This window comes from Myxococcus guangdongensis (assembly GCF_024198255.1).
Lineage (GTDB): Bacteria > Myxococcota > Myxococcia > Myxococcales > Myxococcaceae > Myxococcus > Myxococcus guangdongensis.
Window position 1 is genome coordinate 104,578 of record NZ_JAJVKW010000010.1, and the last position, 16,342, is coordinate 120,919.

Below are 16,342 nucleotides of genomic sequence, written 5' to 3' on the forward strand. Positions count from 1 at the left end.
GCACATGAGCGCGAACATTCGTGAGAAGTACTACGAGGGGTTCCTGGTGGATCCTCAGAACGAGGTCCCCGCGGAGAAGGCTCGTCAGGCTCGCAGGTACTCCCGGGCGCTGTATGGCCCGGCGGAGCAGCTCCAGAAGGTCGAGCAGTATGAGAACGGAAAAGTCCGGCGCGTCGACTACTTCGAGGTCGCGCAGGATGACGCCATCAAGAAGGCGCATGTGCCTCAGTACGGGAGCGTCCCGTTCGTGACGCACCGGCAGCTCCCCCAGTCGAAGGGCTTCTCCTGGAAGTCGGTCCACATGTTCTCGGCGTCGGGGGAGTTGAGCGAGGTCATCACCATCCTGCGTGATGCCTCCCTTCGCGAGTGCATGGAGGTGTCGGCGAGCGCGGACCGGAGGGTGTCCAAGATCTCGAAGTACTACTGGGCCTCCGCCGAGACCTTGAAGTTCGTCTTCGAGTACGACGGGAAGGGCACGCTGCTGGAGGTCGCGGATGTGCCCGAGGGCGGGCACACCTCGTTGCCCGAGGTGCGCTCGCAATTGCCCGATGTCTCCTTCTTCGAGGATGGCCTGCGGCTCCCCGCACCGCTCGCGGGAACGTCCATTCCCTCCTGATTAGCGGACCTGTCCGCGTGGCCAGGAGGCTCGCTCCACGGGGCGAGCCTCCTTTGCTCCACCGGGGCTCACTTCCCGGCCGCCGCCACCTCGCTCCACAGGCTGTCACCCTCGAGCACCGCGCCCAGCGGTGCTCGCCGCTCCGCCACGCGCAGCAGCACGGCGGCCAGCTGGTCCAGATGGATGGGACGCAGCCCGCCGAGCAGCGGCAGCTTCGCCAGCGCGCGCAGGATCGCGGGCGGGTGGTGGTACTCGCCCTCGAACGCGGGCGGACGCACCACCGTCCACGGAATGCCGCTCTCGCGCACCAGCCGCTCGGCCTCGGCCTTCGCCTTCAGATAGGCGCCCACCGGCCGCCCCGCGCCCACCGAGCTCAACAACACGAGGTGGTCCACGCCCACGCGCTTGGCCGCCTCCACCAGGTGCCGCGTCGTCCCGATGTCGCTCGTCTCGTACGTGTCCCCGGACCCGAAGCGCTTGCGCATCGTCCCGATGAGCTGGAGCACCGTCGTGCTCCCCTTCATCGCCTCGGCCAGCTCGTCCCCGCGCACCAGCTCCACCAACGCCTTGCGCGGCCAGCTCCGCGCCGGCTCCGTCTCCGCGCTCTTGGGCCGCACGTGCGCAATCAACGGCACGTCGCGCTCCAGCGCCTGCTTCACCACGTTGCGCCCCGTGGCCCCCGTGGCTCCAGCGACGAAGAGAAGACGGGAGGGCTCGGTCATGGCGCGCGGACTCCGACAGGCGAAGAGGGGAAGAGGCCCGCTCTTCAGCACACCCGCCCGGTCCTGCCCAGTCCCCCGGTGCTCCTCCGTGCTCAGCGAGACACCTGCCCCGTGGCCCCCACCTCACGCGCGTGTGAAAGGTCCTCCAGGAAGAACGCCTCCATCTGCTTCGCCGCGTCCACATCCTCCAGCACCAACGAGCCCTCCTCCAGGATGTTGAACGACAGCGGGTCGTAGTTGATGGACCCCACCAACACCAGCCGGTCATCCACCAGCATCGTCTTCGCGTGCATCATCGACGGCTGGTATTCCCAGACGCGCACGCCCGCCTTCCACAGCGCGTCGTACGTGGCCCGCTGCGCCACCGTGATGAACTTCTGGTCGTTGATGTCCCCCGGCGCCAGCACCCGCACGTCCACCCCCGCCCGGGCCCGCTCCTGGAGCAGCTCCGACAACGGCCCGTTCGGCGTGAAGTACGACTGGGCAATCCACAGCCGCTTCGTCGCCGCGCGCACCAGCAGCTGCGTCAGCCGCTCCGCCCGCGTCACCTCCGGGTTCGCCGTGCTCCCCACGAACGCCGCCCAGCCCTCGCCCGCGCCGTCGAGCCCCGGCACCGGCAGCGACAGCGTGGGGAAGTCCTCCCCCGGCAACAGCTCCCCCGTCGTCTCCTGCCAGTTCTCCGCGAACGCCTGCTGCATCTGCTCCACCACCGGGCCCGTCACGCGCGCGTTCGTGTCGCGATACTCCCGCGGGCTCAAGCCGTGTCCCAGCCACTCGTCCTGGATGGCCAGGCCCCCCGTGACGCCCACCCGCCCGTCGACCACCAGCACCTTGCGGTGGTTGCGCGCCAGGGTCTCGTCCGCGGGCAGCGGGCGGAACAGGTGCGCCCGACACCCCGCCGCCTCCAGCTTCGGCTTCACCTCCGCCTCGAACCCCGCGCTGCCGAACGGGTCCACCAGCACCCGACACGCCACCCCCGCGCGGGCGCGCTCGGTCATCACCTCCACCAGCCGGTCCGAGGCCCGCCCCGGCCGCCAGATGAACATCACCAGGTTCATGGAGACCTTCGCCCGGCGAAGCTCCTCCACCATGACGTCGAACACGTCCCCGTTGTTCGTCCACGTCAGCTGGTTGCCCGGCGCCATGCGCACGCCCACCGTCTGGTAGAGCGCCACCGCGAAGTCCGGCCCGCGCGAGCCCACCTCGCCCTTGAGCTGGAACACGCGCGGCCGCTCCTTCGTGCACGCGACGGGACACCCCGTCACGGACACCGCCGCCACCACCAGGCACGCCATCCACCACCGCATGCCCCTGCCAGCTAGGCACTCGCGGCCCGCGCTTCACCCCGGGGGACGAGACAAATGTTCACCGGAGGAAGTCTCGACCCACCCAGGACCTCGGCAACCTGTCGGATGCGGTGCGCGCTGTCGGCTGGCTAGCATGCCGCCCGCCTTGGACACCCGCGAGCCGCTCGTCTTCCCCCAGAGCTTCGAAGGACTCATCCGCGCGCTGGGAGACCAGCTCGACGAGCGCTGCGTCGGCCGGCTCAAGCAGGTGGGCATCAACACCCAGGGCAAGCTGGCCCCCGCCTACCCCCTGGAGGTCTGGCTGGGCGCGCTCAAGGTCGCCGCCGACACGCTCGCCCCCCAGCTCCCACTGGAGGAGGGCGCCGCCGTCGTGGGCCGCCGCTTCGTGGAGGGCTTCCGCGGCACGCTCATCGGCGGCCCGCTGCTCACCACCGTGCGCCTGTTGGGCCCCGAACGCATGCTCGCGCGCATGACGCGCAACCTGCGCACCGGCACCAACTACCTGGAGGCCACGCTCGAGCTCCGGGGGCCTGGCCGCTACGCGCTCACCTGCCGCCCCGTGGTGGTGGCGGGCTTCTACGTGGGCCTGTTCCTGGCGGGCCTGGAGGCCAGCGGCGCTCGCCACCCCTCCGTCCAGGTCAGCCGTCGGCAGGGCGAGGAAGCGGTGTACGACATCGCCTGGGGCTGAGCGTCCCCCGCCGGAGCGTGATAGGGGAGCGACGTCCATGTCCACGACGCCCTCTTCGTCCTCCGCCCAGTTCTCCGACACCCAGGTCCAGCTCTCCACCACGCTGCGCGCCCTGGCGGCGCGACTGCCCGAGTCGCTCACGGTGCGCGAGCTGATGCAGGCATGCGGCGAGCAGGGCCTCCTGCTCTTCTGCTGCATCCTGACCTTCCCCTTCCTGCTGCCCGTGTCCATCCCGGGCGTCTCCACCGTGTTCGGCGCGCTCATCGTGCTCATCGGCATCGGCGTGACGCTCAACCGGGTGCCCTGGCTGCCGCGCAAGCTGCAGGACAAGATGCTGTCGCGCGCGTCGCTGCAGCCCGCGCTGGAGAAGGGCGCGGACGTGTTCACCAAGGTGGACCGGCTGAGCAAGCCGCGCCTGCTCGCGCTCACCCACGGCGCCAGCACCAACCGTTTCAACGGGTTCATGCTCTTCGTCGCGGGTGTGTTGCTGATGATGCCCTTCGGCTTCGTGCCCTTCAGCAACACCCTGCCCGCGCTGGCCGCGCTGTTCTTCGCCATCGGCATCCTGCAGCGAGACGGCTACGCCATCCTCCTGGGCCACGGCATGACGGTGGGCACCATCGTCTACTTCAGCGCCCTCATCTTCGGCGCCGTCCAGGGTGGCCGCAGCCTGGCCAGCCTCATGGGGGGCTGAGCACAAGCCCCCCTCACGGGTGGGGCTCCTGTCCCAAGGGGCAATGGGAAGTCCGAGGGTGCCGGGTGTGTAACAACCCGTGTATCACTGTAAGGAAACCAACCCCCCGGATTCCCTGAAACTTCGTTATCATCACCGGCGGGCGGCCCCCCGCACATGCGTTCCATCCCACTCGATGCGCCACAGCCTCGTTCCGAGGAACCCGCGCGCCTGTCCGGCGAGGGTGAGGTCGTGGGCGGCCGCTACCGCATCATGGAGTTCCTGGGGCGGGGCGGCGCGGGCACGGTGTGGCGCGCGCAGGACTTGCTGACCGGCCCGGTCGCCATCAAGCGGCTGCACAAGACGGTGGAGGACCTGGTGCGGCTGCCGCCGGGGGAGAACACCCCGTCCTCGGCGGCGCGCCACGAGCTGGCGCTGTCGCTGGCGCACGAGTTCCAGACGCTCGCGTCGGTGCGCCACCCCCATGTCATCAGCGTGCTGGACTACGGCTTCGACGCCGAGAACCGCCCGTACCTGGCCATGGACCTGCTGGAGGACGCGCGGCACCTGGTGAAGGCCGGCACCCACCAGCCGCTCGACGTGCAGGTGGACCTGCTGGTGCAGACGCTCCAGGCGCTGGCGTACCTGCACCGCCGGGGCATCATCCACCGGGACCTGAAGCCCGCCAACGTGCTGGTGGCGCGCGGTCAGGTGAAGGTGCTCGACTTCGGGCTCGCGGTGGGGCGCGAGCAGGTGCACCGCGCGCAGCCGGGCGGCACGCCAGGCTACCTGGCGCCGGAGCTGTTCGAGGACCAGCCGCCCTCGGAGGTGACGGACCTCTTCAGCGTGGGCGCCATGGCGTGCCAGATGATCTTCGGGCGGCTGCCCTTCGACGGGAAGGCGCCGCCCGCGCCCGCGGGCTTCTCCGCCGAGCTGCACGCGGTGCTCGAGCGCATGGTGTCGAAGGACGCGCGCAAGCGGCCCCGGAACGCGGACGAGGTGATTGCCGCGCTGTGCGCCGCGACGCGCCGGCCGCTGCCCGCCGAGTCCGTCACCACGCGCGAGAGCTTCCTGCAGGCCGCGCGCTACGTGGGCCGCGCGCGCGAGCTGTCGCTCCTGTCGTCCGTGCTGGACGCGGCGCTGATGGGGCGCGGGGGCGGGCTGTTGGTGGGCGGGGAGAGCGGGGTGGGCAAGTCGCGCCTGCTCGACGAGCTGCGGCCCCTGGCGCTGGTGCGCGGCGCGGTGGTGCTGCGCGGCCAGGCGGTGGCGGCGGGCGGCAGTCCGTACCAGGAGTGGCGGCCGGTGTTGCGGTGGCTGTCCATCCTCACGCCGCTGGATGACCGCGAGGCGAGCGTCCTCAAGCCGCTGGTGCCTGATTTGGAGGCGGTGCTGGGGCGGCCGGTGCCGGACCCGGCGGACCTGGGCGCGGAGATGGCGCAGGCGCGCCTGCTGCAAGTGGTGGAGGACATCTTCGCGCGGCTGACGCAGCCCACGGTGGTGCTCCTGGAGGACCTGCACTGGGCCCACGGTGAGTCGCTGCTGCTGTTGTCCCGGCTGGCGGCGCGCGCCACCGGGTTGCCGTTGTTGCTGTTGGGCAGCTTCCGCGATGACGAAGCCCCGGGGCTGCCCACGCAGCTGCAGGCGCTGGACGTGCTGCGGCTGCCCCGGCTGGACGCGGGCGAAATCGCGGTCCTCAGCGAGTCGATGATTGGCCCGGCCGGCGCGCGCCCCCACCTGGTGGAGCTGCTCCGCCGCGAGACGGAGGGCAACCCGTTCTTCCTCGTCGAGGTGGCGCGGGCGCTGGCGGAGGAGGCGGGTGGGCTGGACCGGCTGGGGGACATGCCGCTGCCCGAGCGCGTCTTCGCCGGTGGCGTGCGGCGGCTGGTGCGCCGGCGGCTGGAGAAGGTGTCGGCCAGCTCGCGGGACCTGCTGCGCGTGGCGGCCATCGTCGGGCGGCAGGTGGACGTGACGCTGCTGCAGCACGCGGCGCCCGGCGTGGACGTGGAGCGGTGGCTGTCCTACTGCGCGGGGGCGGCGGTGCTGGACGTGGCGGACGGGCACTGGCGCTTCGCGCACGACAAGCTGCGCGAGGGCGTGCTGGAGGAACTGGCCGCCGCGGAGCGTCCCCTCTTGCACCGCCGCGTCGCGGAGGCGATGGAGGCGGCGTACGGCGAGGGCTCCGCGCGCACCGCGGCGCTCTGCTACCACTGGGGCGAGGCGGGCGACTTCGCGCGCGAGGTGGAGTACGCGCAGAAGGCCGGCGAGGAGGCCCTGCGGGTGGGCGCCTGTCGGGAGGCGCTGCCGTTCCTCGCGCGCGCGCTGGAGCGGGTGTCCTCGAAGGACGCCCTGCGGCAGGGCCACCTGGAGGCGCTGCTCGCCGAGGCGCGCTTCCAGCTGGGCGAGCTGGAGGTGTTCCGCGGCCACGCGGAGCGGGCGCTCAGGCACTTCGGCTGGCCGGTGCCGACGACGCGCGTGGGCTGGGCGGTGGGCACGCTGATGCAGATGGCGGTGCGGCTCGTGCAGAGCGCTCGGCCGGACGCGCAGGGCGCGGAGTCCGAGGAGCGGCGGCGGGTGCGGCGCGTGGCGGGGCGGCTGCTCATGCGGCTCACCGACGCGTTCATCTACGGACAGGAGGCGCTGCCGGTGCTCTGGTCGGGCCTGCGCATGCTGAACCTGTGCGAGCCGGCGGGCGCGTCCCCGGAGCTGGCGCGCGGCTACACCAACATGGCGGTGGTGGCGGGCACGGTGCCGGTGCGGCCGGTGGCCGAGGCGTGGGTGGGCCGCGCGCGGGAGGTCGCCGAGCGCGTGGGCAGCCCCGCGGACCTGGCCTACGTGCTGTGCCGCAACGCCGTGTACGCGACGTACATCGCGCGGTGGGCGGAGGTGGAGGCGTGGCTGGAGCGCGCCACGGGCATCGTCGACTCCGTCGGAGACTTGCGGCTGGCGGAGGAGTGCCGCGCGCTCTACACCGTGGTGGGGTGCTACCAGGGCAAGTTCCAGCGCGGCCTGCCGCTGATGGACTGGCTGGAGAACTCGGCGCGTCGTCGCGGGGCGCTCCAGACGCAGCACTGGGCGCTGCACTACCAGGCGCACATCCACCTGCGGCTGGGTGACCACCTGAAGGCCCGCGCGGCGCTGGAGCTGACGGTGGTGTGGACGGAGGCGCAGGGCGGGCTCACGGACCGCATCATCCTGGACGGCACGCTGGCGCTCGTGCGGCTGCGCGAGGGCGACCTGGTGGGCGCGCGCGCGGCGGCGGAGAAGGCGCTCGCCAAGCTCACCGCGGGCAAGTCGGTGGCGCACTTCGTCTACTTCGGCGTCACCGCGGTGGCGGAGGTGCTGCTCACGCTGTGGGAGCGCGACGGCGGCAAGGACACGTCCCTGGTGCAGAGCGCCCGCGAGGCGTGCCGCGCGGTGGAGGGCTTCGCCCGGGTGTTCTCCTTCGCGGAGCCCGCGGCGAAGCTGTGGCGCGGCTCGGAGGCGTGGCTGTCCGGGGATGCGCCGCGCGCGCATGCGGCGTGGCGTGACTGTGTGGCGTTGGCCATGGCGAAGGGCACCGCGTACGAGGAGGCCCGGGCGCGGCTGGAGCTGGCGCGACACCTGCCCTCGGAGGACCCGTCGCGTGGGCCCCACCTGACACGGGCACTGGAGCGCTTCGAACAGATGGGCACGCGGGACGACGTGGCGCGCGCGAAGGTGCTACGAGGCTCGGGTGTCTAGTGGCTTGAAGGCAGGGGATGTCCCGCTGGTGACGTGTCCGGACTGCGGCGGGACGCTGGTGTTCCACGGCCAGGAGGAGGAAGGGCGCCTGACGTGGGGCTGGCTTCGCTGCGGCGGCTGCGGCGAGCCGTGGCCGGTGAAGCGGGGCCTTGCGCGCCTGTACCGCGAGGACGCGGTGCGCGGCACGGACCGGCTGATGCGCGTCATCTACGACGGGCTGCCCGCGCTGCATGACCCGCTGACGACGGTGCTCACGCCGCTGCTCCAGTCCGTCTCCGAGTCGAAGATGCGCGCAGGCTACCTCCGCCGGTTGGAGTTGGGCGCGCTCACGCCGCACGCGGATGGGACGCCGCTGCGCATCCTGGAGGTGGGCGTGGGGGCGGGGGCGAACCTGCCCCTCATCCGCCGCGAGCTCGTCACCGGCCAGGAGGTGGAGGTGTGGGGCGTGGACCTGAGCGAGGGGATGCTGGGCCGCTGCCAGCAGCGCCTGCGCAAGGGCAGCTACCCGGGCGTCCGGCTGCTCATGGCGGATGGGCACACGCTGCCGTTCCGCGAGGGCCTGTTCGACCGCGTGCTGAGCGTGGGCGGCATCGGCAACTACCGCGACCCGGCCGCGGGCCTGCGGGAGCTCGCCCGCGTGGCGAAGCCGGGCACGCCGGTGGTGGTGGTGGACGAGCAGCTGGACGCGGCACGACGCCCCTCGCTCCTCCAGCGCGCTGCCTTCCGCGCCATCACGTTCTACACGCGCGACGCACACTGCCCTCGGGAGCTCTTGCCCGCTCGCGCCCAGGACGTGCTCGAGGAGCAGGTGTCGCCGTTCTTCTACTGCCTGCGCTTCCGGATGCCCGAGCCCGTCGCCGCGCCCATCACGGGTTGAGCACCAGGTCCAGCAGCCGCAGCGTCATGCCGCCGCTGTAGTCGATGGTGGCGCCGTTGAACCAGCCCGCCTCGTCGCCCACGAGCACGCTGACGAAGTCCGCCACCTCCTCCACCGTGCACATGCGCCCCGCGGGGTTCATCCGCGCGTGGGCCTCCTCCAGCCGGGCCAGCGCCTCGGGTGAGTACACGTGCTTGAGCGCGGGCGTGAGCACCGTGCCGAACTTGAGCAGGTTCACCCGGTGGCCCTTCGCACCCAGCTCCAGCGCCAGGTAGCGCACGTACATCTCCAGCGCCGCCTTCGACGCGCTGATGAGCCCCGTGTTCGACAGGTGCGTCTCGTCCAGGGAGTTCTGCAGGCCGAGCAGCCGCGCCCCCGGCGCCAGCATGTCCGCGGCCACCAGGGCCTGCGTCCAGTACACGAACGAGTGCGCCATCGTGTCGAACGTCCTGCGGATGCGCCGCGTGTGCAGCCGGTCCTCACCCTCGGACAGGAAGCGCCCCACCGAGGCGCCCGCAATCGAGTGGACGAAGAGCTTCACCGAGCGCGGCCCCGCCTCCTCCCGCAGCGCCAGGACGCCCGCCTCCGCCGCCTCGGGCGTGGACGCGTCCGCCTGCCACAGCCGCGCGCGCCGGCCCGCCTCCCGCACCTGCCGCTCCACCTGCGCCGCGTTGTCCGCGTAGCGCCCGCGGTGCACCCCGAAGACATCCAACCCGGGCTTTCGCGCCACCGCGTGGGCAATCGCCGCGCCCGTGCCCGAGGAGGCCCCCAGGATGAGCGCCCAGCGTCGCCCCGTTGTCTCTGGCGGCTCCTCTTCCGAGTCCTTCATCACACCGCTGCCTTCCCTGCCATCCGCGCGGGGCTCCGGCCGCGTGCCCGGTCCAACAGCGCCTGCACGGCGCCCGCCACTTCCCCATGCACCGCCAACATCGACGCGCGGTCGTCCGCGTCGAAGCCCGGCGCCAGGTGACGCGTGAGCGGCTCGCCCACCCACTGCGTCATCTTCACGGGGAAGGGCAGCGACAAGGGCCACACCCCCGTCGCCCCCACCCCCAGCCACAAGGGCAGCCGCGCCGGCATCCCCACGCGCCGCCCCAGCGCATAGCCGTCGTTGAGCCCCAGGAACGCGTCATCCATGCCACTGCCGCCCACGGGTACAATCGGCAGCCGGTAGCGCACCGCCAACCGCAGATAGCCCAGCCGCTCGCCCCAGCTCACCCGGTAGCGGTGGCGGAAGCTGCGGCACCCCTCGCGTGTGCCACCCGGTTGCAGGAGGACATGCTCCCCCCGCGCCACCGCCTGGGCCAGCCGCGCGTCGTCGCCGGTGACGAAGCCCAGCCCGTCCGCCACCGCGCGCATGCCGGGGATGCGGTCGAACGCGCCGTGGGCCACGCCGTGCGGCAGGTAGCCCAGGTGCTCGTGCAGCGTCACCGTCAGCATGCACAGGTCCACCGCCAGGGGCCGCCCGTGGTAGCCGACGATGAGCTTCGCGCCGGGCGCAAGCAGCGGCGCCAGGTTCACCACCTCGTAGCGGTGGTAGCGCTGGAGGAGCTTGAAGACGCCCAGCCACGTGGCGAGGGGCAGACCCCCGGCGCGTCTCATCCCCCCACCTGGTACAGCACCGCGCCGTGCGCCACGCCCGCGCCCACGCCCACCAGCAGCACGCGCTCCCCGGGCCTCACCCGCCTCGTGCGCCACAGCACGTCCAGACACGTGGGCAGGGACGCCGAGCCCACGCTGCCCAGCGTGTCCACCACGCGCACGCTGCGCCGGGCGTCCACGCCCATCGCGTCCAGCACCGCGTCCAACATCCGCCCGTTGGGCTGGTGTGTCAGCACCCACTCGACGTCGCGCAGGGCCACCTTCGCTTCGTCGAGCACGTCGCGGGTCGCGCGCACGAGCGCGTCCAGCGCCACCCGCGTCATCTCCTTGCTGGGCGTGAGGAACCGCATCCGCTCCAGCCGGCCCGTGGCGTGCGGGTTCTCCAGCACCACGTCCGTGGGCAGCGAGCCGTCGTTGCCCAGCGCCACGCCCAGCACGCCCTCGTCCGGGCGCCCCGTCCCCAGCACCGCCGCCGCCGCCGCGTCCCCCAGCACCAGGTAGGGCCGTGGGTCCTCCGGCGTCGTGGTGCGCGACAGCAGCTCCACCGAGACGATGCCCACCGGCCCCAGCCCCGTCGCCACCGAGCGCGCCGCCAGGTCGAACGCGCTCAGGAAGCCCATGCACGCGTTGCTCAGGTCCATGGCGTCGCAGCTGCCCGCCAGCCCCAGCGCCGCGGCCACCCGGTTCGCCGTGGCCGGCGTGGTGACGTCGCCGCCCATGGAGCTGACGCAGAAGATGCGCTTGAGCGCGCGCGCCTCCAGCCCCGCCGCGTCCAGCGCGCCGCGCAGCGCTTGCGCCGCCACGTCCGCGGCCTTCGTGCCCGGCGGCGCGAAGTGGCGTGTGTGGATGCCCGTCTTGCGCGTCACCTCGTCCGCATCCCGCCCCACGCGCGCGCACAACTCCGCCGTCGTCACGGCCGGGCCCGGCCTCAGGCTCGCCGTGCCCAGGATTCTCACGGGAATCATGCCGCCTGCTGGCCTCCGCGGTGCCGACCGTTCGGGCCGCAGTGCGCGCGCATCTCCTCCCAGTGCGCCTTGAGCTCGGTGAGTCTCTCCGCCAGGGCTTCGTCCATGGCGGCACGCTCCAGGATGTCTCGCGCCTTGGTGAACTCCATCGCCGTCCTCAGCGGAGTGTCCGCTGACTGGATGTCGTAACTCACGTCCGCCATCAAGCTCTCCGCGTCGCCGCTGCGATGCAACAGCAACACACCGCTGGCGACCAGGTCCAGCGCCCTCGAGACAGGATTGAGCCCCGCCAGGAAGCGGCCCGCGCGGGATTGCGGCATCCACGCCGTTTCGCGCACGCCGAAGGGAAAGATGTTGCTGGAGAAGACGAGGTCCGCGCCCGCGCTCACCAGGACGTTCGCGGGCACCATGCTGGTGAAGGCCCCGTCCACATAGCGTGCGGGAGGCACCAGGGTGGGCGCCCACAGCCCGGGCGCCGAGCCGCTCGCGCGCACCGCTCGCGCCACCGGTCCCCGCTCCAGCGCCATGCACTCGCCGCGCGTCAGGTCCGTGGCCACGGGCAGGAAGTGGATGGGCAGCTCCTCCAACCCCACGTCGCCCAAATCCCCGGCCACCAGGTGCTCCAGCGAGTACGTGGTGACGACGGCCGCCATCGCCGCCAGCGACAGCCGACGGCTCATGGCCTGCTCCTCCAGGCGTCGCAGGCCCGACAGGCCACTGTGTCCATCCAGCGCCGTGCCACAGAAGTACGCTCCCACCAACGAGCCCATGCTCGAGCTGCTGATGAAGTCCACCGGCACGCGGTGCTCCACCAGCCAGCGCAAGATATGCACGTGGTAGAAGCCCCACACGCCGCCGCCGCTGAGCGCCAGCCCCACGCGCCGGTGGGTGATGGCCCGGGCCCAGCGTGACAGCGCGTCCCGCTCCGCGCAGCCCAGCCGCAGCTCCTCGAGCGGCCGGGCGTCCACCTCCAGCCCCTCCAGTCGCCCCACGTCCAGCCTCAGCCGACACGGCTGCAACACGTGCGTGCCCGCGCCGGGCCTGTCCTGGGGCCGCCCCTCCAGCGCGGCGCTCCGGGATGGGCGCGACGGGTCGATGAGCACGGTGGGCAGCACCCGACCTTTCGCGGCGCGGAACTCGCGCGTGGGCTCGTGGCGCGGCACCAGGGCCACGTGCTTGTCCACCAGGGGAGCGCCCTCCGTCACCTGGCACCCGTCGAGGAACACGTAGTGCAGGTCGCCCTCCCGGGCGAGCTCGCGCAGGCGCTCCAGGCCCAGCCGTCCCGGGGCGCCGCGCTGGGGGGCGGGCACCGTGACGCGCAGCACGCCGTCCGCGCCCTTCACCGGGGACGACTCGCACACGCCCGGCTCCGCGGTGCGCACCAGCAGCACCCGGTCCTTGAAGTCGTGGGTGATGACCTTGGCCACCCACTCGATGAGCCGCGACAGCGGCGCGCCCGTCACCTCGCTGGAGAAGGTGACGACCTCGACATGGGGGAGCGGGTCGGGCTGCCGGGGTGGCTCGGCGTGTGCCAACAAGCGCTTGAGGTCCTGGCGCAGGCCCGCGCGCGCGTGGACGAGCGCCCACACCGCGTCCCTCGGGAAGAACAGGCCCTTGCAGGCGGTGGCCGCGCGCGCGGTGACGGAGTAGTGGCCGCCCATCAGCGCCTCGAACCCCAGCGGCGTGCCGGGGCCGAGCGTCAACAGGAGCTCACCGTCGCGGTGCGCCTCCAGCTCTCCCTCCAGCAGCAGGAAGAAGCCGTGGGCCTCCTGGCCCTCCTCGCACAGCACCGTGTCCGGAGCCCAGGCGACATCCCAGGCCAGGTCGAGCAGCTGCAGCAGGAGGGTGTTGCTGGTGTGGCGCAGCGCGGGAGCGCGCTTGAGCGCATACAGCCGACGACGCTGGACGTCGAGGGGCATGGAGCGGGCCATGAATCGACGGAGGATAGCGAACCCTCCGGCGTGGGATATTGGGTCGTATCAGCCCCGCCATGGACGTCAGGCCGGCTGCGGTCGAGGCGGCTCGGAGGGCGGCGGTGTGCCTCCGCCCGGAGGCCGTGCGTGCTCGTGCCGCTTGAGCAGCCGCGAGCGCGCGGACTCCACCACCGCGTACAGCACGGGGATGAAGATGAGGTTGACGAACGTGGACAGCAACATGCCGCCGAACACGGTGGTGCCCAGCGACTTGCGCGCCGCCGCGCCCGCGCCGGACGCGAGCACCAGCGGCACCACGCCCATGAGGAACGCGAAGGACGTCATCAGGATGGGGCGCAGGCGCGTGCGCGCCGACTCGATGGCGGACTCCGTCACGCTCTTGCCCTCGTGGCGCAGCTGCTCGGCGAACTCGACGATGAGGATGGCGTTCTTGCTGGAGAGGCCCACGAGCATGACCAGCCCCACCTGGCAGAACACGTCGTTCTGCAGGCCGCGCGCGTTCTGGAACGCGAGCGCCCCCAGCATGGCCACCGGCACGCCCAGCAGGATGACGAAGGGCAGGGCGAAGCTCTCGTACTGCGCGGAGAGCACCAGGAACACGAAGACGATGCCCATCGCGAAGATGAGCAGCACGCGCCCGCCCGCCTCCTTCTGCTCCAGGGACAGGCCCGTCCACTCGAAGGCGTAGCCCTCCGGCAGCACGTCGCGCGCCGCGGCCTCCATGGCCTCCAGCGACTGACCGCTGCTGGCGCCCGGCGCCGCCTGCCCGTTGATTTCGGCGGCGCGGTACAGGTTGTAGTGCTGGATGTTCTGCGCGCTGGTGATGGGGTTGATGCGCACCAGCGCCTCCAGCGGCACCATGTTGCCGGTGGCCGAACGGACGTACAGCGCGCCGATGTCCTTGGGCTCGTTGCGGAAGGGCATGGCCGCCTGCACGTACACCCGGTACACGCGACTGGCGAAGGTGAAGTCGTTGACGTACTGGCTGCCCAGGTACACCTGCAACGTGGCGAACAACGCGTCCAGCGGCACGCCCAGGGACAGCGCCTTCTCGCGGTCCACCTGGATGTCGAGCAGCGGCGTGTTGGCGGTGAAGGAGGAGAACACGCCGCGCAGGACGGAGTCCTGGTTGGCCTTGCCCACCAGCTTCTGCGTGGTGCTCGCCAGGTCCGACAGCGAGCGGCCCCCCTGCTGGTCCTCGAGCACGAACTCGAAGCCGCCCACGCTGCCCACGCCGCGGATGGCGGGCGGCTGGAAGGGCAGCACGCGCGCCCCGCCGATGCCGAGCAGGGGCCCGCGCAGACGCTCCACGAGCCCCGCCACGCTCTCGTCTTGCTTCTTGCGTTCGTCCCACGGGCGCAGGTTGATGAAGAGGGTGCCGTAGTTGGCGCCGGTGCCCAGGAGCGAGAAGCCGCCGACGGTGAAGATGCCCGTCACCTCCGGCTGCTTGCGGATGATGTCCTCCGTCTGCAGCAGCACCCGGCGTGTGTAGTCCAGCGAGGTGCCCTCCGGACCCTGCACCGCGATGATGAGGTAGCCCTGGTCCTCGTCCGGGATGAAGCCCGAGGGCGTGGAGCGGTACACCCACGCGGTGCCCAGCAGGCACAGGGCGAAGACGATGATGACCGGCCACTTCCACGGACCGATGAGCTTGTGGAGCAGCCGCCCGTAGCCGTCGCGGAAGCGGTCCAGGCCCTGGTCGAACTTGCGGAAGAACAGCCACTTCTGGCCCTCCTGCGGACGCAGCAGCCGGGCGCACAGCGCGGGCGACAACGTGAGCGCCACCAGGGCGGAGAGGCTGATGGAGAAGGCGAGGGTGAGCGCGAACTGGCGGTAGATGGCGCCGGTGGTGCCGGGGAAGAACGACACCGGGACGAACACCGCGGAGAGCACCAGGGCGATGGCCACCACGGCGCCGGCCACCTGGCGCATGCCCCGCTCGGTGGCCTCGCGCGGGCTGAAGCCCTCCTCCATCGTCCGCTCCACGTTCTCGATGACGACGATGGCGTCGTCCACGACGAGGCCTGTCGCCAGCGTCAGGCCGAACAGGGTGAGCGTGTTGAGCGAGAAGCCGAAGGCGCTGACGAACATGAACGTGCCGATGAGCGACACCGGCAGCGTGGTGGCCACCACCAGCACGCTCCTCCAGCCGTGCAGGAAGATGAAGATGACCAGCACGACGAGCAGCACCGCCTCGCCCAGCGTGACGAGCACCTCATCGATGGACGCCTCCACCGCCGCGGTGGTGTCGAACGCCGTCTCGTACTCCATGCCCGGCGGGAAGCTGCGCTGGAGTCGCTGGAGCTCCTGGATGACGCCGTCGCGCACGTCGAGCGCGTTGGAGCCCGGCAGCTGGAAGATGCCCAGGCCCACCGCCTCGCGGCCGTTGAAGCGGAGCAGCTGCGCGTAGTTCTCCGCGCCCAGCTCCACGCGGCCCACGTCCCGCACCCGCACCAGCGAGCCATCCTGTCCCCGCTGCACGACGATGGCGCCGAACTGCTCCGCGGTGGCGAGCTGACTCTGTACGCGCAGGGTGAACTGGTAGTTCTGTCCCGGAGGCGCGGGCTCCTGGCCCACCTGTCCGGCGCCCACCTGCACGTTCTGCGCGCTCAGGGCGGCGACGACGTCGGAGGCGCCCAGCTTGCGCCGCGCCAGCTCCGTCGGGTCCAGCCACAGACGCATGGCGAAGCGCCGCTCGCCGAAGATGCGCACGTCGCCCACGCCCTTCACCCGCAGCAGCGCGTCGCGGATGTATACGTCCGCGTAGTTGCTCAGGAAGCCCGTGTCGTAGCGGTTCTGTTCGTCGAACAGGCCGAAGGCCATGAGCAGCTGCGTCTGCGCCTTGTTGACCGTGATTCCCAGCGCGTTGACGGCCGCGGGCAGCTGCGGCGCCGCCGTGGAGACGCGGTTCTGCACGTCCACCGCGGCGATGTCCAGGTCGCGGTCCTGGTCGAACGTGACGGTGATGCTGCTCTGCCCGGTGTTGCTGCTGGTGGAGGAGATGTAGCGCATCCCCTGCACGCCGTTGAGCTGGCGCTCGAGCACCGTGGTGACGGCGCTCTCCACCGTCTCCGCGGACGCGCCAATGTAGTTGGCCGTCACCTGGACCTCGGGCAACGACAGGTCCGGGTACTGCTCGATCGGCAGGCCGGGGATGGTGATGGCCCCGACGAGCGTGATGAGGATGGACAGCACGCTGGCGAAGATGGGCCGGCGGATGAAGAAGTCGGTGAACATG

The 16,342-nt window shown here is 71.7% G+C and carries 12 protein-coding genes; 5 read left to right on the forward strand and 7 right to left on the reverse strand.

Features of this window, described 5'->3' with window-relative positions:
* Positions 1-4 precede the first annotated feature (4 nt).
* Positions 5-616, forward strand: coding sequence for a hypothetical protein (locus LXT21_RS28120; RefSeq protein ID WP_254041274.1), 612 nt, complete (start codon positions 5-7; stop codon positions 614-616).
* Positions 617-684: 68 nt separating this feature from the next.
* Here the strand turns inward: LXT21_RS28120 and LXT21_RS28125 are convergent, their stop codons facing one another.
* Positions 685-1,338, reverse strand: coding sequence for an SDR family oxidoreductase (locus LXT21_RS28125; RefSeq protein WP_254041275.1), 654 nt, complete (start codon positions 1,336-1,338; stop codon positions 685-687).
* Positions 1,339-1,430: 92 nt separating this feature from the next.
* Positions 1,431-2,645 carry a phospholipase D-like domain-containing protein gene (locus LXT21_RS28130; RefSeq protein WP_254041276.1) on the reverse strand — a complete coding sequence of 405 codons (1,215 nt, stop codon included), beginning with the start codon at positions 2,643-2,645 and terminating at the stop codon, positions 1,431-1,433.
* A 133-nt stretch (positions 2,646-2,778) separates the two neighbouring features.
* On the opposite strand from LXT21_RS28130, the gene LXT21_RS28135 reads away from it, so the two are divergent.
* The 4 genes from LXT21_RS28135 to LXT21_RS28150 all read left to right on the forward strand — a co-directional run bounded on the left by LXT21_RS28135 (position 2,779) and on the right by LXT21_RS28150 (position 8,603).
* Positions 2,779-3,333 carry a DUF2378 family protein gene (locus tag LXT21_RS28135; protein ID WP_254041277.1) on the forward strand — a complete coding sequence of 185 codons (555 nt, stop codon included), beginning with the start codon at positions 2,779-2,781 and terminating at the stop codon, positions 3,331-3,333.
* A gap of 37 nt (positions 3,334-3,370) precedes the next feature.
* Positions 3,371-4,027, forward strand: a complete 657-nt coding sequence (locus LXT21_RS28140) for an exopolysaccharide biosynthesis protein (protein ID WP_254041278.1) — start codon at positions 3,371-3,373, stop codon at positions 4,025-4,027.
* A 156-nt stretch (positions 4,028-4,183) separates the two neighbouring features.
* On the forward strand, positions 4,184-7,726 hold the full coding sequence (locus LXT21_RS28145; RefSeq protein ID WP_254041279.1) for a serine/threonine-protein kinase: 3,543 nt from the start codon (positions 4,184-4,186) through the stop codon (positions 7,724-7,726).
* Positions 7,719-8,603: a methyltransferase domain-containing protein gene (locus LXT21_RS28150; RefSeq protein WP_254041280.1), complete on the forward strand. Its 885-nt coding sequence runs from the start codon at positions 7,719-7,721 to the stop codon at positions 8,601-8,603. Before LXT21_RS28145 ends, LXT21_RS28150 begins: the two co-directional genes overlap by 8 nt.
* Here the strand turns inward: LXT21_RS28150 and LXT21_RS28155 are convergent.
* The 5 genes from LXT21_RS28155 to LXT21_RS28175 form a co-directional block, all read right to left on the reverse strand.
* On the reverse strand, positions 8,593-9,432 hold the full coding sequence (locus LXT21_RS28155) for an SDR family NAD(P)-dependent oxidoreductase (RefSeq protein ID WP_254041281.1): 840 nt from the start codon (positions 9,430-9,432) through the stop codon (positions 8,593-8,595). The genes LXT21_RS28150 and LXT21_RS28155 overlap by 11 nt on opposite strands.
* A complete protein-coding gene (locus LXT21_RS28160) occupies positions 9,432-10,205 on the reverse strand; it encodes a lysophospholipid acyltransferase family protein (RefSeq protein ID WP_254041282.1) in 774 nt (257 codons plus the stop codon). Before LXT21_RS28160 ends, LXT21_RS28155 begins: the two co-directional genes overlap by 1 nt.
* Entirely contained in the window at positions 10,202-11,170 is a 969-nt protein-coding gene (locus LXT21_RS28165) for a 3-oxoacyl-ACP synthase III family protein (RefSeq protein ID WP_254041283.1), read from the reverse strand. Before LXT21_RS28165 ends, LXT21_RS28160 begins: the two co-directional genes overlap by 4 nt.
* Positions 11,167-13,089: a patatin-like phospholipase family protein gene (locus LXT21_RS28170; RefSeq protein WP_254041284.1), complete on the reverse strand. Its 1,923-nt coding sequence runs from the start codon at positions 13,087-13,089 to the stop codon at positions 11,167-11,169. Before LXT21_RS28170 ends, LXT21_RS28165 begins: the two co-directional genes overlap by 4 nt.
* Before the next feature lie 78 nt (positions 13,090-13,167).
* Positions 13,168-16,341: an efflux RND transporter permease subunit gene (locus tag LXT21_RS28175; protein ID WP_254041285.1), complete on the reverse strand. Its 3,174-nt coding sequence runs from the start codon at positions 16,339-16,341 to the stop codon at positions 13,168-13,170.
* Between the last annotated feature and the right edge of the window lies 1 nt (position 16,342).